This is a genomic window from Enterobacter sp. 148H3, assembly GCF_034107425.1.
In the GTDB taxonomy this organism is placed as follows: domain Bacteria; phylum Pseudomonadota; class Gammaproteobacteria; order Enterobacterales; family Enterobacteriaceae; genus Enterobacter; species Enterobacter vonholyi.
This window is the reverse complement of the sequence record NZ_JAWNEI010000004.1, coordinates 245,114-267,185: the sequence shown is the minus strand read 5'-3', so window position 1 is coordinate 267,185 and position 22,072 is coordinate 245,114. Positions and strand designations below refer to the sequence as shown.

The 22,072-nt window shown below is 53.7% G+C and carries 18 protein-coding genes and 4 tRNA genes; 6 read left to right on the top strand and 16 right to left on the bottom strand.

Features of this window, described 5'->3' with window-relative positions; genetic code table 11:
• From USH94_RS07930 to nagB, 9 genes are all read right to left on the bottom strand, one after another.
• Positions 1 to 77: transfer RNA gene (locus USH94_RS07930), tRNA-Met, on the bottom strand.
• 17 nt (positions 78 to 94) lie between these two features.
• Positions 95 to 169 (bottom strand) — tRNA-Gln (locus tag USH94_RS07925).
• A gap of 23 nt (positions 170 to 192) precedes the next feature.
• Positions 193 to 277: transfer RNA gene (locus USH94_RS07920), tRNA-Leu, on the bottom strand.
• A gap of 8 nt (positions 278 to 285) precedes the next feature.
• A tRNA-Met gene (locus tag USH94_RS07915) sits at positions 286 to 362 on the bottom strand.
• Positions 363 to 590: 228 nt separating this feature from the next.
• Positions 591 to 2,255 (bottom strand): asparagine synthase B, encoded by a 1,665-nt coding sequence (asnB, locus tag USH94_RS07910; RefSeq protein WP_010428626.1) that lies wholly within the window; start codon positions 2,253 to 2,255, stop codon positions 591 to 593.
• 249 nt (positions 2,256 to 2,504) lie between these two features.
• Positions 2,505 to 3,257: a ribonucleotide monophosphatase NagD gene (gene nagD / locus USH94_RS07905; protein WP_023310763.1), complete on the bottom strand. Its 753-nt coding sequence runs from the start codon at positions 3,255 to 3,257 to the stop codon at positions 2,505 to 2,507.
• A gap of 45 nt (positions 3,258 to 3,302) precedes the next feature.
• Positions 3,303 to 4,523, bottom strand: a complete 1,221-nt coding sequence (gene nagC, locus USH94_RS07900) for a DNA-binding transcriptional regulator NagC (RefSeq protein WP_021242995.1) — start codon at positions 4,521 to 4,523, stop codon at positions 3,303 to 3,305.
• Positions 4,524 to 4,531: 8 nt separating this feature from the next.
• Complete coding sequence (nagA, locus tag USH94_RS07895) at positions 4,532 to 5,680, bottom strand: N-acetylglucosamine-6-phosphate deacetylase (RefSeq protein WP_111964385.1); 1,149 nt, start codon at positions 5,678 to 5,680, stop codon at positions 4,532 to 4,534.
• A 55-nt stretch (positions 5,681 to 5,735) separates the two neighbouring features.
• Positions 5,736 to 6,536, bottom strand: a complete 801-nt coding sequence (nagB, locus tag USH94_RS07890) for a glucosamine-6-phosphate deaminase (RefSeq protein WP_013097568.1) — start codon at positions 6,534 to 6,536, stop codon at positions 5,736 to 5,738.
• A gap of 328 nt (positions 6,537 to 6,864) precedes the next feature.
• On the opposite strand from nagB, the gene nagE reads away from it, so the two are divergent.
• From nagE to chiQ, 4 genes are all read left to right on the top strand, one after another.
• A complete protein-coding gene (gene nagE, locus USH94_RS07885) occupies positions 6,865 to 8,886 on the top strand; it encodes an N-acetylglucosamine-specific PTS transporter subunit IIBC (RefSeq protein ID WP_111964384.1) in 2,022 nt (673 codons plus the stop codon).
• 169 nt (positions 8,887 to 9,055) lie between these two features.
• Positions 9,056 to 10,723, top strand: coding sequence for a glutamine--tRNA ligase (gene glnS, locus USH94_RS07880; RefSeq protein ID WP_111964383.1), 1,668 nt, complete (start codon positions 9,056 to 9,058; stop codon positions 10,721 to 10,723).
• A 447-nt stretch (positions 10,724 to 11,170) separates the two neighbouring features.
• Positions 11,171 to 12,568 (top strand): chitoporin ChiP, encoded by a 1,398-nt coding sequence (chiP, locus tag USH94_RS07875; RefSeq protein ID WP_111964382.1) that lies wholly within the window; start codon positions 11,171 to 11,173, stop codon positions 12,566 to 12,568.
• Positions 12,569 to 12,615: 47 nt separating this feature from the next.
• Positions 12,616 to 12,942, top strand: coding sequence for a ChiQ/YbfN family lipoprotein (gene chiQ, locus USH94_RS07870; RefSeq protein ID WP_111964473.1), 327 nt, complete (start codon positions 12,616 to 12,618; stop codon positions 12,940 to 12,942).
• A 92-nt stretch (positions 12,943 to 13,034) separates the two neighbouring features.
• On the opposite strand, the gene fur is transcribed toward chiQ, so the two are convergent.
• The 4 genes from fur to ybfF all read right to left on the bottom strand — a co-directional run bounded on the left by fur (position 13,035) and on the right by ybfF (position 15,647).
• Complete coding sequence (fur, locus tag USH94_RS07865) at positions 13,035 to 13,481, bottom strand: ferric iron uptake transcriptional regulator (protein ID WP_014169146.1); 447 nt, start codon at positions 13,479 to 13,481, stop codon at positions 13,035 to 13,037.
• Positions 13,482 to 13,771: 290 nt separating this feature from the next.
• Complete coding sequence (gene fldA / locus USH94_RS07860; protein WP_008501067.1) at positions 13,772 to 14,302, bottom strand: flavodoxin FldA; 531 nt, start codon at positions 14,300 to 14,302, stop codon at positions 13,772 to 13,774.
• Positions 14,303 to 14,457: 155 nt separating this feature from the next.
• A complete protein-coding gene (gene ybfE, locus USH94_RS07855; protein WP_111964381.1) occupies positions 14,458 to 14,745 on the bottom strand; it encodes a LexA regulated protein in 288 nt (95 codons plus the stop codon).
• Positions 14,746 to 14,873: 128 nt separating this feature from the next.
• Positions 14,874 to 15,647 (bottom strand): esterase, encoded by a 774-nt coding sequence (gene ybfF, locus USH94_RS07850; protein ID WP_111964380.1) that lies wholly within the window; start codon positions 15,645 to 15,647, stop codon positions 14,874 to 14,876.
• 183 nt (positions 15,648 to 15,830) lie between these two features.
• On the opposite strand from ybfF, the gene seqA reads away from it, so the two are divergent.
• Both seqA and pgm read left to right on the top strand, forming a co-directional pair.
• Entirely contained in the window at positions 15,831 to 16,379 is a 549-nt protein-coding gene (seqA, locus tag USH94_RS07845) for a replication initiation negative regulator SeqA (protein WP_008501070.1), read from the top strand.
• A 24-nt stretch (positions 16,380 to 16,403) separates the two neighbouring features.
• Complete coding sequence (pgm, locus tag USH94_RS07840) at positions 16,404 to 18,044, top strand: phosphoglucomutase (alpha-D-glucose-1,6-bisphosphate-dependent) (protein ID WP_111964379.1); 1,641 nt, start codon at positions 16,404 to 16,406, stop codon at positions 18,042 to 18,044.
• Between the two features lie 103 nt (positions 18,045 to 18,147).
• Here pgm and potE read toward each other — a convergent pair whose 3' ends face one another.
• The 3 genes from potE to speFL all read right to left on the bottom strand — a co-directional run bounded on the left by potE (position 18,148) and on the right by speFL (position 22,015).
• The gene (gene potE, locus USH94_RS07835) at positions 18,148 to 19,461 is read right to left on the bottom strand and encodes a putrescine-ornithine antiporter (RefSeq protein WP_008501072.1); all 1,314 of its coding nucleotides are present in this window, start codon (positions 19,459 to 19,461) and stop codon (positions 18,148 to 18,150) included.
• A complete protein-coding gene (gene speF / locus USH94_RS07830; RefSeq protein WP_111964378.1) occupies positions 19,458 to 21,656 on the bottom strand; it encodes an ornithine decarboxylase SpeF in 2,199 nt (732 codons plus the stop codon). The genes potE and speF overlap by 4 nt, the downstream gene beginning before the upstream one ends.
• 254 nt (positions 21,657 to 21,910) lie before the next feature.
• The gene (gene speFL / locus USH94_RS07825; protein WP_003858645.1) at positions 21,911 to 22,015 is read right to left on the bottom strand and encodes a leader peptide SpeFL; all 105 of its coding nucleotides are present in this window, start codon (positions 22,013 to 22,015) and stop codon (positions 21,911 to 21,913) included.
• Positions 22,016 to 22,072 lie beyond the last annotated feature (57 nt).

The window sequence follows — 22,072 nt, the reverse complement described above, 5'->3', positions numbered from 1 at the left end:
TGGTGGCTACGACGGGATTCGAACCTGTGACCCCATCATTATGAGTGATGTGCTCTAACCAACTGAGCTACGTAGCCAGTACTGCAATCTTCGATGGCTGGGGTACCTGGATTCGAACCAGGGAATGCCGGTATCAAAAACCGGTGCCTTACCGCTTGGCGATACCCCATCCGTGCAACGCTTACCCGGGAATGGTGCGGGAGGCGAGACTTGAACTCGCACACCTTGCGGCGCCAGAACCTAAATCTGGTGCGTCTACCAATTTCGCCACTCCCGCAAAAAAGATGGTGGCTACGACGGGATTCGAACCTGTGACCCCATCATTATGAGTGATGTGCTCTAACCAACTGAGCTACGTAGCCATCTTTTTTTTCGCGTTACCTTATCGGCGTTGCGGGGCGCATTATGCGTATAGACCCTTGCAGCGTCAACACCTTTTTCAACGAAAATAGCCGGAATGTGACTGTTTGGTTAGGTTGCGAACAGCGTGACCGAATATTCGGCAATTATTGGTTATTAATCAGATTTAGGCGGTGAAATGTGAGGCAAAAAAAACAGGCCCCTGAGGGGCCTGATTGCGATCTAGGTGATTATTTGTAGGCTGACTGGTGAACGCCTACCGCGCGTCCTGATGGATCGTTCATGGATTTGAACGATTCATCCCATTCAATCGCTTTGGCAGAAGAGCAGGCGACGGAAGGGCCACCCGGTACGCACTCCGCAGCACTCGGCACCGGGAACAATTCTTCAAAAATTTCACGGTAGAGATACGCTTCTTTCGAGCCCGGCGTGTTGTACGGGAAGCGGAAGCTTGCGGTTTCCAGCTGTTGATCAGAAACCTGTTTCGCCGCGACCTCTTTCAGGGTGTCGATCCAGCTATAGCCTACACCATCGGAGAACTGCTCTTTCTGACGCCATGCGACGCTCGCCGGCAGGTAGGATTCAAAACATTCGCGCAGGATATGTTTTTCCATTTTGCCGTTGCCGCACATCTTGTCCTGCGGGTTGATGCGCATTGCCACGTCGAGGAATTTCTTATCCAGGAACGGCACGCGTGCTTCTACGCCCCACGCCGACATTGCTTTGTTGGCACGCGCGCAGTCGAACATGTGCAACGCCTGCAGCTTACGCACGGTCTCTTCATGCAGCTCTTTAGCGTTTGGCGCTTTGTGGAAGTACAGGTAGCCGCCAAACACTTCGTCAGAACCTTCACCGGAGAGCACCATCTTGATGCCCATCGCCTTGATCTTACGCGACATCAGGTACATCGGCGTTGAGGCGCGGATGGTGGTCACGTCATAGGTTTCAATGTGATAGATCACATCGCGGATCGCATCCAGACCTTCCTGCACGGTGAAATGAATTTCGTGGTGCACGGTGCCGAGGTGGTTTGCCACTTCCTGCGCTGCTTTAAGGTCAGGAGCACCTTCCAGGCCCACGGCAAAAGAGTGCAGCTGTGGCCACCAGGCTTCTGAGCGCTCCTGATCCTCCACGCGACGAGCCGCAAATTTCTTGGTGATTGCCGAGATCACGGAGGAGTCCAGGCCGCCTGAGAGCAGCACGCCGTAAGGTACGTCTGACATCAGGTGGCTTTTCACGGAATCTTCCAGGGCCTGACGCAGCTCGGCTTTGTCCGTGACGTTGTCTTTTACCGCGTCGTAGTCGAACCAGTCACGCTGGTAATACTGACGGATCTCGCCGTCTTTGCTCCACAGATAGCTGCCTGCCGGGAACTCTTTAATGGTGCGGCAGACCGGTACCAGGGCTTTCATTTCAGAGGCAACGTAGAAGTTGCCGTGCTCATCGTGACCCATGTACAGCGGGATAATACCGATATGGTCACGGCCAATCAGGTAAGCGTCTTTTTCGCTGTCGTACAGGGCAAAGGCAAACATGCCCTGCAGGTCGTCCAGGAACTCGGGACCTTTCTCCTGATACAGCGCCAGGATCACTTCACAGTCAGAGCCGGTCTGGAATGCGTAGCGGTCGCCGTATTCGGCGCGCAGTGCCTGGTGGTTATAGATCTCACCGTTGACAGCCAGCGCGTGCGTTTTTTTCTCGTTATACAGCGGCTGTGCACCGGCGTTGACGTCAACAATAGACAGACGTTCGTGAGCCAGAATTGCTTTGTCACTGGCGTAAACGCCTGACCAGTCCGGGCCGCGATGGCGCATCAGGCGGGACAGTTCGAGTGCCTTTTTACGCAGTTCGCCCGCGTCAGTTTTAATATCCAGTACGCCAAAAATTGAACACATAACCTTCTCCGTTAACCCTGTTGCTTTGTAATGTTGCTTGCTTATGAAAATGCCGCAAAGGGGCAGGGCGCGCAAGCGTTTTACGGGTGAAAACGGAAATAGTGCAATAGTGATTGCAGAATAGTGAAAAAAGAGTACGCCATGAGTTCTTTTATTGATGATTATGCAATGAAATGTGCTTTTTGTTAGATGGAGTTTTATTTGTGTAGGCCATAAATGAAAAACCACGCCCTGAGGCGTGGTTCGGTATCAGATGATGTCAATTTCATCGACGGAGGGGTAAATCCAGCTCGGCCGGAACGGCATCGAATCAATGTCATCAAGTTGAGAGACGCCGGACAGGACCAGAATCGTCTCCAGACCCGCCTGGAAACCGGCCAGAATATCGGTGCGCAGGTTGTCGCCGACAATAACGGTTTCTTCAGAGTGGGCCTGCATCTTGTTGAGCGCGGCACGAATAATCCACGGGCTCGGTTTACCGACCACGAACGGCTGACGACCTGAGATTTTCTCGATACCGGCGCAGAGCGCGCCGCAGGCCGGATAAAAACCACGGCCATGCGTATCCGGGTTGGTGGCGATAAAGCGCGCACCGCTGGCGACAAAGTATGCTGCTTTATGCATCATCTCCCAGTTAAAGGAACGCGTCTCGCCTACAATCACAAAGTCCGGGTTCACGTCAGTGATGGTAAAGCCCGCTTTGTAGAGCTCGTGTATCAGCGCACCTTCACCCACCACGTAGGCTTTCTTTCCTTCCTGACGCTTCAGAAAATCCGCCGTGGCCATCGCCGAGGTATAAAACACGCTGTCCGGGACGTCGACGCCTGCGGTGGCAAAGCGGTTTGCCAGATCCTGACCGGTTTGAGAAGGGTAGTTCGTGAGCAGAACCAGTGGCATTCCTTTGTCGATGATGCGGTGAAGAAACTCCGCAGCACCCGGCACGGCAACGTTGTCGTGCATCAGCACGCCGTCGATATCACAAATTACGTTCTTAATGGTCATGGATATTCCGACATCAAAAAAAGAAGGCGTTACTATAAGGTTCGATCAGCTTTCCAGCAAATGCTGGAGCAGAATTCCGTTGAGCATGGCGCGTTTGACCAACGCGAACGCGCCAATCGCCGAGCGATGGTCAAGCTTTGAACGAACCACCGGAAGATTCTGGCGGAATGCTTTCAGCGCCTGGGTGTTAATACAGCCTTCAATCGCAGGGAGCAGAACCTTTTCCGCTTCCACAATTTCACCGGCGATCACCACTTTTTGTGGGTTAAACAGGTTAATGGCAATGGCGATGGTTTTCCCCAGATGACGTCCAACCTGCTCGATCACTTCGCAGGCCAGCGCGTCGCCTTTATTAGCGGCTTTGCAGATGGTGCCTATCTTGCAGTCGTCCAGCGTGACGCGGCTTTGATAACCCTGTTCAAGCAGATGGCGAACGCGCTGCTCGATGGCCGTGTTGGCGGCGATGGTTTCAAGGCAGCCAAAGTTGCCGCAGTGGCAGCGCTCCCCGAGAGGTTCAACCTGAATGTGGCCGATCTCTCCGACGTTACCGTTGCGCCCAATAAAAATCCGGCCGTTAGAGATAATGCCTGCACCCGTACCGCGGTGGACGCGCACCAGAATAGAGTCTTCACAGTCCTGGCTCGCACCAAAGTAGTGCTCCGCCAGCGCCAGAGAGCGGATGTCGTGACCCACAAAGCAGGTCACTTTAAAACGCTTTTCCAGCGCGTCGACCAGCCCCCAGTTTTCAACCTGAATGTGCGGCATATAGCGGATCACGCCGCTTTCCGGGTCGACCAGACCGGGCAGGATCACGGAGATGGCAATGAGTTCGCGGATCTTGCGCTGACAGCTTTCAATAAACTGCGCGATGGTATTGAGCAGCGCATGTTCCAGCGTCTCCTGGGTGCGTTCCGGAAGAGGGTAGTGTTCTTCCGCAATGGCTTTACTGCTCAGATCGTACAGCGTGAGGGTGGTATCATGGCGCCCCAGACGGACGCCAATTGCCTGAAAATTGCGGGTTTCGGTAATAATAGAGATGGCGCGGCGGCCCCCGGTGGAGGCCTGCTGATCGACTTCTTTGATCAGACCGCGCTCAATGAGCTGGCGGGTAATTTTTGTCACGCTGGCGGGAGCAAGCTGGCTTTGTTCGGCTATCTGAATCCGCGAGATGGGGCCGTGCTGGTCAATCAGGCGGTATACCGCCGCACTGTTAAGTTGTTTAACGAGATCGACATTACCGATTTGAGCTTGTCCGCCAGGTGTCATACTTTTACTTACTCAGTGACGACCTCGTTACCATTAACGATGGTCTTAATAATTTTATAATCGTGTGTGAATGCCGTCAGGTTTGCAACCATACCTGGTGCAATTCCGCCGAGCTGTTTATCCACGCCCATTGCGCGAGCCGGATACAGGGTTGCCATGCGCAGGACTTCATCAAGCGCAATCCCGCAATGTTCTACCAGGTTACGCACCCCTTCAATCATGGTCAAAGAGGAACCGCTCAGCGTACCGTTTTCATCCACACACAGTCCATTGCGGTAGTATATTGTTTTACCGGCAAAAATGAACTGCTCAATATTTGCACCTGCCGGTGCGGTGGCATCCGTCACCAGACAAAGCTTGTCACCTTTCAGCCGCTTAGCGTTGCGAATGTTGGTGTAATCGACGTGTAAGCCGTCAGCAATAATGCCGCAGTAGACGTCTGGCTCATCCAGAATCGCCCCGACCAGACCCGGTTCACGGCCTGTGATATACGGCATGGCGTTGTAAAGGTGAGTTGCGAAAGTAATTCCCGCGCGGAAACCGGCTTTCGCTTCTTTCAGCGTTGCGTTTGAGTGGCCTGCTGAAACGATAATCCCGGCGGCGGCCAGCTTGCTGATGACATCCGTACCCGTCATTTCAGGCGCCAGCGTCACTTTGGTGATCACATCGGCGTTGGCACACATGTAGTCAACCAGCTCTGCATCAGGTTTACGCACGTAGTCCGGGTTATGCGTTCCTTTCTTGACCATATTCAGCCATGGCCCTTCAAGGTGCAGACCCAGCGCCTGGTTAGGATGTTTGGCCAGGTATTCTCGCATCACGCGGATACCCTGCTTCATAAGGTCATCACTGCTGGTGATGAGCGTTGGCAGATAGCTGGTGCAGCCCGATTTCTCGTTGGCTTTCTGCATGATCTCCAGCGTTTCTACCGTCACCGCATCCGCGGTGTCATTGAATTGCACACCGCCGCAGCCGTTGAGCTGCACGTCGATGAAACCGGGGGAGATTACTGCTCCATTGAGTGAGCGCTGTTCAATCTCCGGCGGCAGTTCTGCCAGCGGGCAAACACGTTCAATCAGGCCATCAGCGATAACAATCGCATGGTCATCCAGAATTTCATGGCCGGTATAAATCCGACCGTGGGTTAAAGCGTACATAACGACCCCCGGTTAAAAAAAGCGGCCGCCTCTTGATGAAGAGGCGGTTATTCAATTACAGACCTTTGATGTTCTCAGCTTCTAACTCGTTGAAGTACTTCAGCGTTTTAACCTTCAGCTCCATCGTGGACGGCTCGTCGCAGACGATGACTGATTTCGGATGCAGCTGCAGGCAGCTTATGGTCCACATATGGTTTACGTTGCCTTCAACGGCAGCCTGGAGCGCCTGGGCTTTCACGCTGCCCAGCACCAGAATCATCACTTCTTCAGCATCCAGCAGGGTGCCTACGCCTACGGTCAGGGCGTATTTTGGAACCTGGTTAACATCGCCGTCAAAGAAGCGGGAGTTTGCCACGCGCGTGTCATGGGTCAGCGTTTTAATACGGGTGCGGGAAGCCAGAGATGACGCCGGTTCGTTAAACGCGATGTGACCATCATTACCTACACCACCCATAAACAGGTGGATCTTACCGTAAGAACGGATTTTTTCTTCATACTGACGGCATTCTGCGTCAATATCAGGCGCGTTTCCATTCAGCAGGTTAATATTTTCAGCTGGAATATCAACGTGATCAAAGAAATTACGGTGCATAAAGCTATGGTAGCTTTCCGGGTGATCTTTCGGTAAGCCAACGTATTCATCCATGTTGAATGTCACAACATGCTTGAAGCTAACCTGGCCTGCTTTATGCATCTCAACCAGCGCCTTGTAGGCAGTCAGCGGTGTGCCGCCTGTCGGAAGTCCAAGAACGAAAGGACGATCGGCAGTTGGTTTAAAGGCGTTGATACGGTTAACGATATGGCGAGCGGCCCATTTACCAACTTGTTCAGCAGTTGCCAGGGGAATCAGTCTCATTGTTCACCTCAAGAGTTAAAGTAGAAGAGTGGGCGGATAGCTATCGGAACCTGATACTTAAGCGTAACCTGGAAACTTTCAGGCCGGATCAATCCGTCTTGATTTTTTGAATGATAAAATAAGTTTTCACTGTTAGCCAGTGTAAGGGAGGGTTAATAACGATATTTGGTGACAAAAATCACAAAAAGTACGCGTTTAATTTGCGATACGAATTAATTTTTCACACACTCACAATGCCAGTGAAGCATCAACTGTATCTATAGTTCGTGACACAATAAAAAACAGAGCTGAGAACATGCCTTAAACGGGGTCTCATAGGGGGAAGAAAGTGAGTATTCTAGGTTATTTACAAAAGGTTGGCCGCGCACTTATGGTGCCGGTCGCCACGCTGCCTGCCGCAGCCATCCTGATGGGTGTCGGCTACTGGATCGACCCCAACGGCTGGGGTAATACCAGCGCGCTGGCGGCGTTCTTTATCAAGTCAGGTTCCGCCATTATCGACAATATGTCCGTGTTGTTCGCGATTGGTGTGGCTTACGGTATGTCCAAAGACAAAGACGGTGCCGCTGCGCTGACCGGTTTTGTCGGTTTCCTCGTCTTAACCACTCTCTGCTCACCTGCAGCAGTGGCCATGATCCAAAAAATTCCGGCGGACCAGGTTCCGGCGGCATTCGGTAAGATCAGCAACCAGTTTGTCGGTATCCTTGTGGGTATCATCTCTGCCGAACTGTATAACCGCTTCAGCAGCGTAGAGCTGCCAAAAGCGCTCTCCTTCTTTAGCGGCCGCCGTCTGGTCCCTATCCTGACCTCGTTTGTGATGATCGTTGTCGCGTTCATCATGATGTACGTCTGGCCGATGATTTTCGACGGTCTGGTGAACTTCGGTGAGCACATCCAGAAACTGGGTTCTGTCGGTGCGGGCGTGTACGCGTTCTTCAACCGTCTGCTGATCCCGGTTGGTCTGCACCACGCGCTGAACTCCGTGTTCTGGTTCGACGTTGCCGGTATTAACGATATCCCTAACTTCCTGGGTGGCGCACAGTCCATCGAAGCAGGTAAAGCGGTTGTCGGTATCACCGGTCGTTACCAGGCGGGCTTCTTCCCGATCATGATGTTTGGTCTGCCGGGTGCTGCGCTGGCTATCTACCACTGCGCGCGTCCAGAGAACAAAGCGAAAGTGCTGGGTATCATGATGGCGGGCGCGTTCGCGGCCTTCTTCACCGGTATCACCGAGCCGCTGGAGTTCTCCTTCATGTTCGTGGCGCCGGTTCTGTATGTGATCCACGCCGTGCTGACCGGTATCTCCGTGTTCATCGCTGCCAGCATGCAGTGGATTGCCGGTTTCGGCTTCAGCGCCGGTCTGGTGGATATGGTGCTTTCGTCCCGTAACCCGCTGGCGACCCACTGGTGGATGCTGATCCCGCAAGGTCTGGTGTTCTTCGCGATCTACTACGTAGTGTTCCGTTTCACTATCACCAAATTTAACCTCATGACACCGGGTCGTGAACTGGCCGTGGCCGGTAGCGAAGCGGATGGTCAGGATGTGAACGTGAGCGGTGCTCAGGACCAGGACGTTTCAGGTCTGGCGCGTCAGTACATCGCCGCAGTAGGCGGTTCTGACAACCTGACCGGTATCGATGCCTGTATCACTCGCCTGCGTCTGAACGTCAAAGACTCTTCCCTGGTGAACGAAGCGCTGGCCAAACGTCTGGGCGCGTCCGGTGTTATCCGCCTGAACAAAACCAGCGTGCAGATTATCGTTGGCTTTGTGGCAGAGAAAATTGCTAATGCCATGAAAACTACCGGCCCGGTAGCCGCAGCAGAAGCTTCTGTCGCACCTGCCGCCGCGCCAGCGGCTGCAAAACCGCAGGCGGTACCCAACGCCAAAACGATAGCCGCGCTGGTTTCACCGGTAACCGGTGAAGTCGTTGCGATTGAGCAGGTGCCTGACGAAGCCTTCGCCAGCAAAGCGGTCGGTGACGGTGTGGCGGTGAAACCAACGGACAAAACCGTTGTGTCTCCGGCTGCCGGTACCATCGTGAAAATCTTCAACACCAACCATGCGTTCTGCCTCGAAACCGAAAATGGCGCGGAGATCGTTGTCCATATGGGTATCGATACCGTTGCGCTGAACGGCCAGGGCTTTACTCGTCTGGTGGAAGAGGGCGCTGAAGTGGTGGCTGGGCAGCCGATTCTGGAAATGGATCTGGACTTCCTGAACGCCAACGCGCGCTCCATGATAAGTCCGGTCGTTTGCAGCAACATCGACGACTTCAGCGGCCTGGTCATTCAGGCGAAAGGTCAGGTTGTTGCGGGTCAAACACCGCTGTACGAGATTAAAGGCAAGTAATCGCTCCTGAGTAGAGTCATGCCTTAAGCGGCGGGGGAGATCCTCCGCCGCTTTTTTTTGCAGCAAATGCCCCCATTATTTTCTTCAGAGACGTTTTAAGGGTTGTCACTACGTCCGGCTTATAAGATCATATGCCGTTATACGTCGTTTACGCTTTGAGGAATCCACGATGAGTGAGGCTGAAGCCCGCCCGAGTAACTTTATTCGTCAGATCATCGATGAAGATCTGGCCAGTGGTAAGCACACCACAATTCATACCCGCTTTCCGCCGGAGCCGAACGGCTACCTGCATATCGGGCATGCGAAGTCCATCTGCCTGAACTTTGGCATTGCGCAAGACTACCAGGGACAGTGCAACCTGCGTTTCGATGACACCAACCCAGTAAAAGAAGACATCGAATACGTTGAGTCCATTAAGAACGACGTGCAATGGCTGGGCTTCAACTGGTCTGGCGATATCTGCTACTCTTCTGACTATTTTGATCAGCTGTACGCCTATGCGGTAGAGCTTATCAACAAGGGTCTGGCGTATGTCGACGAGCTGTCTGCTGACGAGATCCGTGAGTATCGCGGTACGCTGACCGCACCGGGCAAAAACAGCCCGTTCCGCGACCGCAGCGTGGAAGAGAACCTGGCGCTGTTTGAAAAAATGCGTGCCGGTGGCTTCGAAGAAGGCAAAGCGTGCCTGCGTGCCAAAATCGACATGGCGTCTCCGTTCATCGTGATGCGCGATCCGGTGCTGTACCGCATTAAGTTTGCGGAACACCACCAGACCGGCAACAAGTGGTGCATCTACCCGATGTACGACTTTACCCACTGCATCAGCGATGCGCTGGAAGGCATTACGCACTCCCTGTGTACGCTGGAGTTCCAGGACAACCGTCGTCTGTACGACTGGGTTCTGGATAACATCACCATTCCTGTGCATCCGCGCCAGTACGAGTTCTCTCGCCTGAACCTGGAATACACCGTGATGTCCAAGCGTAAGCTGAACCTGCTGGTGACCGACAAGCACGTTGAGGGCTGGGATGATCCACGTATGCCTACCATTTCTGGTCTGCGTCGCCGTGGTTACACTGCCGCCTCTATTCGTGAGTTCTGCAAACGTATCGGCGTGACCAAGCAGGACAACACCATCGAGATGGCGTCCCTTGAATCATGCATTCGCGAAGATCTCAACGAAAACGCTCCGCGCGCGATGGCGGTTATCGATCCGGTGAAACTGGTTATCGAAAATTATCCGCAGGGTGAAAGCGAGCTGGTCGCCATGCCTAACCATCCGAACAAACCGGAAATGGGAAGCCGTGACGTGCCGTTCAGCGGCGAGATCTGGATTGACCGCGCTGACTTCCGCGAAGAAGCCAACAAACAGTACAAGCGTCTGGTGCTGGGTAAAGAAGTGCGTCTGCGTAATGCCTACGTCATCAAAGCCGAGCGCGTAGAGAAAGATGCAGAAGGGAATATCACCACCATCTTCTGTTCTTATGATGCTGAAACGCTGAGCAAAGATCCTGCGGATGGCCGCAAGGTGAAAGGCGTTATCCACTGGGTGAGCGCATCCCACGCGCTGCCGGTAGAAATTCGTCTGTACGATCGTCTGTTCAGCGTGCCTAACCCTGGTGCTGCGGAAGACTTCCTGGCGACCATCAACCCGGAATCTCTGGTGATCAAGCAGGGTTATGCGGAGCCTTCTCTGAAAAACGCTGAAGCAGGCAAAGCGTTCCAGTTCGAACGTGAAGGTTACTTCTGCCTGGACAGCCGTCACAGCACGGCAGAAAAACCGGTATTTAACCGTACCGTAGGTCTGCGTGATACCTGGACGAAGATCGGCGAATAATATTGCTGGTCTGGTCAATGAGAGACAAACGCCGCACTATGCGGCGTTTTTTTATTTAACGATCAGGGTATTAAGCCAGGGCCTAAAAAGGTGTGATAAAAATATCAGGTCAATGAGGTGCTACTTATTTTTCAAAAAAAAAGTTTGTGTCATTAGGAAAAACAAAAAGGTTATAAGAAAGGGAAGATGTTTCTCGTCTAGCCACTGAAATACTTGAAAATTCCCCGCCATTCCTCGCCTCCCTGCAAATGTTACAAAGCACTACTAATTATGTGCACTTCGTCATAATCCTGACTTTTGTCCGCTAAAAAGCATTGATAATTCGCGTCGCGAAAAATAACCTAACGACGGTAGTTAATTCGAGGGTATTTAAAACTACCCCTGACCATTTGGTCTTTTTTATTTACGCCGTTTCAGGCGTTTTAATTCGTCAAAGAGGAATAATCTATGCGTACGTTCAGTGGCAAACGTAGTGCGCTGGCGCTGGCTATTGCCGGTGTGACAGCAATGTCGGGCCTGGTGGTGACACCAGAGGCGAAAGCGGCGGGCTTCATCGACGATTCTACCCTCACGGGCGGTATCTATTACTGGCAGCGTGAACGTGACCGTAAAGACGTCACCGAAGACAAATACAAAACCAACCTTTCTCATTCCACCTGGAACGCCAACCTGGACTTCCAGTCAGGCTATGCCGCGGATATGTTCGGTCTGGATATTGCTGCGTTTACCGCGATTGAAATGGCGGAAAACGGCGACAGCGCCCACCCGAACGAAATTGCCTTCTCCTCCAGCAATAAAGCGTATAAAGAAGACTGGTCCGGGGATAAGAGCGGCATCAGCCTTTACAAAGCCGCTGCAAAATTTAAATACGGTCCGGTATGGGCGCGCGGTGGTTATATTCAGCCAACTGGCCAGACCCTGTTAGCACCGCACTGGAGTTTTATGCCGGGTACCTATCAGGGTGCGGAAGCCGGGGCGAACTTTGACTACGGTGATGCGGGTGCGTTGAGCTTCTCCTATATGTGGACCAACGAGTACAAAGCACCCTGGCACATCGAGATGGACAAGTTCTACCAGAACGATAAGAAAACCAAAGTCGATTATCTCCACTCGCTGGGGGCGAAATACGACTTCAAAAACGATCTGGTTCTCGAAGCAGCATTTGGCCAGGCGCAAGGGTATATCGATCAGTACTTTGCCAAGGCCAGCTATAAGTTTGATGTCGCGGGTAGCCCGCTGAGTACCAGCTATCAGTTCTACGGTACGCGCGACAAAGTCAGCAACGGTGGCATCAATGACATTTATGATGGCACCGCGTGGCTGCAGGCGCTAACCTTCGGCTATAAGGTCGGTCAGGTTGATTTACGTCTGGAAGGAACATGGGTGAAGGCGGAAGGGCAGCAGGGCTACTTCCTGCAGCGTATGACCCCGACCTATGCCTCATCCAACGGTCGTCTTGATATCTGGTGGGATAACCGCTCAGACTTCAACGCCGACGGCGAGAAAGCGGTCTTCTTCGGCGCAATGTACGACCTGAAAAACTGGAACCTGCCTGGCTGGGCGGTGGGCGCTTCTTACGCTTACGCCTGGGATGCAAAACCAGCCGATATGGCAACTCCGGACGCATACTACGATCCCAACTATCGCCTGAAAGAGTCTTCCTACAGCCTCGATGCTATCTATACCCTGCAGGATGGCCGCGCGAAAGGCACAATGTTCAAACTGCACTTCACTCAGTATGACAACCACTCCGATATCCCGAGCTACGCGGGCGGTTACGGCAACATCTTCCAGGATGAACGTGACGTGAAATTCATGGTTATCGCACCGTTCACTATCTTCTGATGAATCTTCCGGCGGGTTAGATCCCGCCGGACCGGAGACTGCATATGATGAAAAAAATCGTAATCGTCGCGTTGCTGGCATCAGGGCTGGTGGCGTGTGCTCAGAGTGAGGCACCGAAAGAAGATTCCCGGCTGAAGGAGGCCTATAGCGCCTGTATTAATACAGCAGAAGGATCGCCGGAGAAAATTGAAGCCTGTCAGAGCGTTTTGAACGTGCTGAAGAAAGAGAAAGCGCATGAGCAGTTTGCGACGCGGGAGAATGTCCGCGTGATGGATTACCAGGCCTGTATCCAGGCGCGTAAAACCGGTAACGATCAGGAAGTGACCAAGCGTTGCGATAAGATCTGGAACGAGATACGCAACAATAATAAATAAGTTGCTTTACGCCCGGTGGCGCTGCGCTTACCGGGCTTTTTTCTGGCAAAAAAAAGCCAACCTTTCGGCTGGCTCAGAGTATGAACACTTGATTATTTTGCGTCGTGCGCGTGGTCATCTTCGCGGCAGTCGCCTTCAGCACAGTGACCGTAAAGATACAGGCTGTGGTTGGTCAGGCGGATACCGTGACGCGCGGCGATTTCACGCTGGCGCGCTTCGATGGAATCATCGCTGAATTCAATGACCTTGCCGCAGTCGAGGCAGATCAGATGATCGTGGTGCTGCTGCTGGGTCAGTTCGAAAACAGATTTACCGCCTTCGAAATTATGACGGGTGACAATGCCCGCGTCATCAAACTGGTTCAGCACGCGATAGACGGTAGCCAGCCCAATCTCTTCACCCATGTCGATAAGACGTTTATAAAGGTCTTCCGCACTGACATGGTGATTGTCTGGACCCTGAAGCACTTCGAGGATTTTTAACCGAGGAAGCGTAACTTTCAGGCCAGCCTTCTTTAATGCGGTATTGTTGTCAGTCATGCGGAATCTGTCCTGTTGCTAAACGATTCACTTCTGTAGGAAGTGACAGAAAATGCACCTGGGATAATGCGTCTCATTATAGAACTGCCATGGCTAAATGAAAACTGCAAGTCTCAGGCAAAATATGCTTATAAAAATGGGGTATCACCAACAAACTTGCTCTATGGAAAACCACATTTTATCAGGGAGACATTGTACAGGTCTGGGCGAAAAAGTTAAAAGATTGTAGCGATTAATTTAATCGGTTTGACCTGGGGCATGGGCGCAACCGCAGTTGCGCCGCGATAAAATCAGGCGTTCAGAATATCATCAAGGTGCAGTTCTTCACGGATCTGCTTCACCCACTTCTCAACGCGCTCGGCGGTCAGTTCTGGCTGACGGTCTTCGTCGATGGCCAGACCCACGAAATGATCGTCATCGGCCAGGCCTTTAGACGCTTCGAAGTGGTAACCAGCGGTCGGCCAGTGGCCTACGATAACCGCGCCATTCGGCTCAATGATGTCGCGGATGGTACCCAGCGCGTCACAGAAATACTCAGCGTAGTCTTCCTGGTCACCGCAGCCAAACAGGGCAACCAGCTTACCGTTGAAGTCCACTTCTTCCAGCGTCGGGAAGAAATCATCCCAGTCGCATTGGGCTTCACCGTAGTACCAGGTTGGGATACCCAGCAGCAGAATGTCATAGCCTTCCAGATCTTCTTTGCTGCTCTTGGCAATGTCATGCACATCAGCAACGTCTTTACCGAGCTGTTTTTGAATGTTTTTTGCGATATTTTCGGTATTGCCGGTATCACTGCCAAAGAAAATGCCGATGATTGCCATGAGTAAAATAACCTCTTGAAACTTAATAGTATGGTGGCGCAATTCGGCCACGGATAAGGGCAATAATAGCAGAACTGGCAACCCTGCGGAAACAGCTATCGCGCAGGACTGCACTCTGTGCTACATGAAAAGGGTAATAAAGGGGATTTTCAGACTTATGCCTGGCTGCGTAACGCCTCAAGCTGGGCGATTAACATCTCTTCAATGAGCTCGCTTCGGCTGATATTTCGCGCGTCAGCCAGCTCGTTCAGCGCATCGACGGCGTCGGCGTTAAGCTTCAGTTCGACACGCTTAAGCCCGCGATTTTTATCGCGTTTAAGCTGATTGCGTTTATTGATACGCAGCTGTTCATCGCGCGAAAGCGGATTCGTCTTCGGTCGTCCCGGGCGACGCTCATTCGCGAACAGATCTAGTGTCGTACGGTCCGTTTGTTCTTTGGCCATGATTCTGAGACTTCGGGGGAAACACGCCGCCCTGCTAATGCCCGGGCGATAAGCGCGCCATCATACATCACCAAAAACGGCACGCCAACGACTGGAAGCCCGCAGCCTTCCAGTCGCTTTCTTTTTAATCAATTTGTCGTATCAGCGAGATAGCGGCGAATGGCGCGCAGCACAGCATCGGGTTTTTCTGCATGCACCCAGTGTCCGGCACCGGCAATCACGTGGGCGCGAGCCTGCGGGAATTGGGCCAGCAGCGTGTCGCGGTACGCGTCGGTAACGTAAGGAGAGTTACCGCCGCGAATAAAGAGGGTAGGGTGTGGCCAGGCGGGGACGGTTTCCCAGCCCACGATGTTATTGTACTGATTCCAGAGCACCGGCACGTTAAAACGCCATTGGCCGTCAACAAACGACTTCAGCAGGAACTGGACGACGCCTTCTTCATCAAGATGCTCACGCATGACGGCAGCCGCCTGTTGGCGAGTCGCGACGCCCGCTTCGGTGACCGCATTGATGGCGGCAAAAATTTCGTCGTGGCGGCGGACGTCGTAATCCACGGGCGCAACATCAATTACAACCAGGCCGTTAATACGCTCCGGGGCCAGTGCCGTCAGGGCCATCACCGCTTTGCCACCCATTGAATGCCCGATGAGGGTCACCTTTTGCAGGTCGTTGGCATCCAGCGTATCCAGCAGATCCTGCGCCATCGCCGCGTAGGTCATCTCGTCGGATCGGCCGGAAAGACCGTGATTGCGCATATCGACCTGTAAAATATCGTGGTCAGTAACCAGATCGCGCGCCAGCACGCCCAGGTTATCCAGGCTGCCAAAAAGCCCGTGAACCAGTACGATGGGAGAATTATTGTTCGGCGATTGTGCAGTTTGCGCTCGGGTATTCAATTTCATGGCAAAGTTCTTTTTTTACGTATGTCAGGTTAGGGTATCATGTTGACCATTCTGCCGCCCGGCTGCAAGGTTCCAGTTTAATCTGACTTTTGCCGCCAACCTGGTTTGACGCTATCCGCTGTTGGGATTTGACCCTATAATCCCAATGACTTGTATTCAGATAAGATATCGCACTGGATTAAGATGAAAACAATCGAAGTTGATGACGAACTCTATCAGTATATTGCCAGCCAGACGCGGCATATCGGGGAGAGCGCGTCCGACATTTTACGGCGCATGCTTAAAATTTCCGCCGCTTCACAGCCTGCTACCCCAGTCACCAAAGATGTCGTGTCTCAGCCAAGCGTTGTTGCACAAGCAAAACCTGCCGTGACGCCGGCAAAAGATAAAGTGCGTGCGATGCGCGAGCTGCTGCTCTCCGATGAATACGCGGAGCAGAAAAAGGCGGTTAACCGCTTTATGCTGGTGCTGTCTACACTTTACTCACTGGATAACAAAGCGTTTGCTGAAGCGACCGAGTCGCTGCACGGTCGTACTCGCGTCTATTTCGCGGGCGACGAGCAAACGCTGCTGCAAAATGGCAATCAAACCAAACCCAAACATGTTCCTGGCACCCCATACTGGGTGATCACCAATACCAATACGGGCCGTAAGTGCAGCATGATTGAACACATCATGCAGTCCATGCAGTTCCCGGCGGAATTGATTGAAAAGGTTTGCGGTACAATTTAACCCTTGCATCAGAAGGACCCGGTAATGGCAAATCACAGCCGTGCAGGCCAACCTGCACAACAAAGCGATTTGATTAACGTCGCTCAGCTGACCGCGCAGTATTACGTGCTGAAGCCGGTCGTGGGCAACGCAGAACACGCAGTGAAGTTTGGTACATCTGGTCACCGCGGCAGCGCGGCGCGCCACAGCTTTAACGAACCGCACATTCTGGCCATTGCTCAGGCCATTGCGGAAGAGCGCGCTAAAAACGGCGTTACCGGTCCGTGCTACGTGGGGAAAGATACCCATGCCCTGTCTGAACCGGCGTTCATCTCTGTTGTGGAAGTGCTGGCGGCAAACGGCGTTGATGTGATTGTTCAGGAGAACAACGGCTTCACCCCAACGCCTGCGGTCTCTAACGCCATCCTGGTGCACAACAAAAAAGGTGGTGCGCTGGCTGACGGTATCGTCATCACGCCATCCCACAACCCGCCGGAAGACGGTGGTATCAAATATAACCCGCCTAACGGTGGCCCGGCAGATACCAACGTCACCAAAGTGGTGGAGGATCGCGCGAACGCGCTGCTGGCTGATGACCTGAAAGGCGTGAAGCGTATCTCTCTGGATGCGGCCATGGCGTCCGGTCACGTGAAAGAGCTGGATCTGGTTCAGCCGTTCGTGGAAGGCCTGGCGGATATCGTCGATATGGCGGCCATCCAGAAAGCCGGCCTCAAGCTGGGCGTGGATCCGCTGGGCGGCTCCGGTATCGAATACTGGAAACGTATCGCCGAGCACTACAAGCTGGATCTGACCATCGTGAACGATCACGTCGATCAGACCTTCCGCTTTATGCACCTGGACAAAGACGGCGCGATCCGCATGGACTGCTCCTCCGAGTGCGCGATGGCGGGCCTGCTGGCGCTGCGTGATAAATTCGATCTGGCGTTTGCTAACGACCCGGATTACGACCGCCACGGTATCGTCACCCCTGCCGGGCTGATGAACCCGAACCACTATCTGGCAGTCGCGATTAACTACCTGTTCCAGCACCGTCCGCAGTGGGGCAAAGAGGTGGCCGTCGGTAAAACGCTGGTTTCCTCCGCGATGATCGACCGCGTGGTTGAGGCACTGGGCCGCAAGCTGGTGGAAGTGCCGGTGGGCTTCAAATGGTTTGTTGACGGTCTGCACGACGGCAGCTTCGGCTTCGGCGGTGAAGAGAGTGCGGGCGCATCTTTCCTGCGTTTCGACGGCACGCCATGGTCAACCGATAAAGACGGCATCATCATGTGCCTGCTGGCGGCGGAAATCACCGCGGTCACCGGTAAGAACCCGCAGGAACATTACAACGAGCTGGCGGCACGCTTTGGTGCACCAAGCTATAACCGTATTCAGGCCAGCGCGACGTCAGCCCAGAAAGCGGCCCTCTCCAAACTCTCACCGGAGATGGTCAGCGCAAGCACCCTGGCGGGCGACCCGATCACCGCACGTCTGACGGCGGCACCGGGTAACGGCGCCTCCATTGGTGGACTGAAAGTGATGACTGAAAACGGCTGGTTCGCCGCTCGCCCATCCGGCACGGAAGATGCGTATAAAATCTATTGCGAAAGCTTCCTCGGCGCTGAGCATCGTCAGCAGATTGAGAAAGAAGCGGTAGAGATTGTCAGCGAAGTGCTGAAAAACGCGTAAGTGCGGTTTGGGTGTGGACTGATGCCCTCATCCTGACCCTCTCCCTTCGGGAGAGGGAGAAAACAATAAAACGGCAACCCTTGGGTTGCCGTTTTGCTTTGACCTAACTGTGCTTGTTCTTCAATTCAAACCGTGGTGACACCAGACCGTACAGCGTCCAGCCCATAAAGGTTACCATTGCCCCGTAGAGCATCGCTTCCTGGCCCGATGAGTAGAGCGCATAGAAGCTGTAAATCGCGCCAATCAGCGCCACGATATTGGCCGCGCGCGCTTTGCGCGGATCCACCTTCGCCACCTTCTGAATGATCACCAGCGCCGCCATCGACAGAATATACGGAATGATGTTCGTCACGACCGCCAGGTTGACCAGCACGTTGAACTGGCTGTTCAGCGACGGGCTAATGGTCATCAGCGACAATCCGCTCTGGAAGATGACAATCGCCAGCATGCCCTGCACCGGCGCATCGGCTTTGGTCACGCGGGAGAAGATTTTTGGGAAGTACCCTTCATCAGCCGAGGATTTAAACACCTGCGCGATGGTGAACTGCCAGCCAAGGAGTGAACCGCAGCACGACATGACCATCAAACCCATAATCACTTTCCCGACTTCCGGCGTGAACATCTGCGCGAAGGCCAGTCCGAACGGCGCCGTAGAGTTAGCAAGATCCATGTTTGGCACAATCCCGGCAATCACGTTAGTCGAGACGATATAGATCACCGCCGCGCCCAGCGTACCGCCGAGGACCGCAATCGGCACGTTCTTTTCAGGGTTATCAACCACTTCTGCGTTGGCGCAGGCGGATTCCAGACCGAGGAAGGCCCAGAGCGTCATGGCGATAGAAGAGCCGACTGCGCTGAAGAACGGCACATGGTGCGGGTTCCAGGAGTTGGCGTACAGGGTCGGGCTGAACCAGAACCAGCCGATGATGCACAGGCCGACAACCGGGATAATCACGCCCCAGACGGTGATGCTGGAGAGCTGTCCGGTGATACGCGCCCCGCCAAAGTTAGCCACGGTGCAGATCCACAGCACGCCGATGGTGGCCAGGCCAATCTGTACCGGGCTGAGCGTCGCGCCAAACAGCTCCGTACCGTAGCCCACGGCGGAGATGGCAATCGCCACGTTGGCGATCAGCAGTGACACCCCGTAGGTATAGTTGGCCATAAAGTTGCCAGACTTACCAAAGGCATACTCGGCGTAGCCCCCCATGCCGCCTGACTTGCGGCTGAACATCCCGCACTTGGCAAACGCCCACGCCAGCGCCATTGAGCCTACGGCGGTCACCAGCCAGGAGATGATAGAGATGGTACCCACCTCAGCCAGTTTGGTTGGCAGCATGATAATCCCGGAGCCCATCATGTTCACCATGGTGAGGATAGTTAGCTGCACCACGCCCATCTTATTGGACTTACTCATAATTTCTCTCCTTTCAGCAGCGCGGGCTGAGCGGCGGGTTGTTTGATGACGTTACAGCGAACCTGTTTGCGGCCCTCGCACTCTTCGACGTACACACCCTGCAGCTCCGGCGCGAAGCCCGGCAGCAGGTTGATGCCTTCTTCCAGCGCGGCGAAGTAGCGCAGCACGGAGCCGCCCCAGACCTCCCCTGGAACCACGCACAATACCCCCGGCGGATAAGGAAGGGCGCCTTCCGCGGCGATGCGGCCTTCCGCGTCGCGCAGTGAAACCAGTTCAACTTCACCGCGCAGATAGGCGTAGTTGGCGTCCTGCGGGCTCATCATCACGCGTGGGAAATGGGACTTGCGGAACATCTCTTTCTGCAGCTGCTTCACGTTGTGGCGGGCATACAGGTCATGCATCTCCTGGCAGATCTGGCGCAGGGTGTAATCCGCGTAACGTTCCGGATGCTGTTTGTAGAGAGAAGGCAGGACGTCTTTCAGCGGAACATCGCTCTCGAGCAGTTTTTCGAAGCGCACCAGCTGCGCCACCAGCTGCTGCAGTTTGCCCATATCTTCCGCAGGCGTGAGCAGGAACAGGATCGAGTTGAGATCGCATTTTTCCGGCACGATGCCGTTTTCACGCAGGAAGTTAGCGAGGATAGTGGCGGGCACGCCGAAGTCGTCATACTCCCCGGTGCGGGCGTTAATGCCCGGCGTGGTTAGCAGGAGCTTGCACGGGTCGATAAAATACTGATGCTCGGCGTAGCCTTCAAAGGCGTGCCAGTTTTCACCCGGTACGAAGTGGAAGAAGCGCAGATCGGTCGCAATTTCCGCCGTGTCCCAGCTTTCCCACGGACGGCCATCCACCGTCTCCGGCACGAAGGGGCGCAGATACCGGCAGTTCTCCAGGATTAGCTTACGCGCTTCAATACCGTTCACCACGCAGTCCATCCACATGTTGCGGCCGCTCTGGCCTTCATGCATCTTGGCGTTAATGTCCAGCGCTGCGAACAGCGGATAAAACGGGCTGGTGGAGGCGTGCATCATAAAGGCATTATTCAGCCGCTTGTGCGGGACATAGCGCTGCTGTCCTTTGATGTGGCTATCTTTTTTATGGATTTGCGAGGTCTGGGAGAAGCCTGCCTGCTGTTTATGCACGGACTGGGTAACCAAAATCCCCGGGTCGTTTTCGTTCAGCTCCAGCAGCAGCGGAGAGCAGTCGGCCATCATCGGGATAAACTGCTCGTAACCCACCCAGGCGGAGTCAAACAGGATGTAATCACACAGATGCCCAATCTTATCCACCACCTGACGGGCGTTGTAGATGGTGCCATCGTAAGTACCGAGCTGGATCACCGCCAGACGGAACGGACGCGCATCGCGCGCACGGCCCGGTGCAACTTCGGCCACCAGCTCGCGCAGGTACTGTTCTTCAAAACAGTGGGCGTCAATGCCGCCGATAAAGCCGTACGGGTTGCGCGCGGTTTCCAGATAGACTGGCGTTGCGCCTGCCTGGAGTAGGGCACCGTGATGGTTGGATTTGTGGTTGTTGCGGTCGAACAGCACCAGGTCGCCCGGCGTGAGCAGGGCGTTAAGTACCACTTTGTTGGATGACGAGGTGCCGTTCAGCACGAAGTAGGTCTTATCGGCATTAAAGACCTTCGCCGCATGTTGCTGCGCAATGCACGGCGCGCCTTCGTGAATCAGCAGATCGCCCATCGCCACGTCGGCGTTACACAGGTCGGAGCGGAAAAGCGTCTCGCCAAAGAAATCCACAAACTGATTGCCGGCAGGATGGCGGCGGAAGAACTGGCCGCCCTGATGGCCCGGGCAGTCGAACGCACTGTTGCCTTGCTTCACGTAGTCGACCAGTGCGCGGAAAAACGGCGGGCGCAGCTGGGTTTCATACTTTTGGGCTGCCGCTTCCAGCTGGCGTCCATAAAAGTCGTTGCTGGTGTCTGAATACTCAAATACGCCATGAATGCGCGATAAATAGTCTGCCGGAATGAACTCTTCTTTCTGCGTCGCGACAAATACGGGAATGCCAAAACCGGTGGCTTCTATTTCGTCCAGTATCCCGCCGGTAATATCACTGACCGCCAGAACAATAGCGGCGACATCGATATAATCAGAAGCTCTGACATCCACCAGTTCACGCAGGGTGGTAAAGCAATCAGGACAGGCACGGCTGGCTGCGATTTTTAAACTTTTCATCTTTCTCTCTTTATTTTAGGTAATAAGCGTCCCTCGATTTCTTGCAAGAAAGAAATCGATAATTTTCCGGAAAAAAAGCAAAGGATGGCCGCTGATTAAAATCAGTACATTGCTTTTTTGATGATTGAAATTCAGTCCGCCCGGTGCGGATGAGTCTGAATCAAAATGAATGAGCGCACGAGTTCACAGGCAATTGCCTGTAAAATAAGATTTTTCAGGATAACCTGTAAGCGAATGCGCCAGAAGTCGAAGGACTACCGGGCATTAAAGAGATGAAAGTCAAAGCAGTTTCGGTGGGCAAACATCATGATATGTGTTGTCCGCCTTATATGGGGCATTAAACGATTGTTGTTTTCCATGATTCATTTTCCTTTCAGTAATTGAAAGCATGGTCATTTTATCCAGGAAAAAGCGAT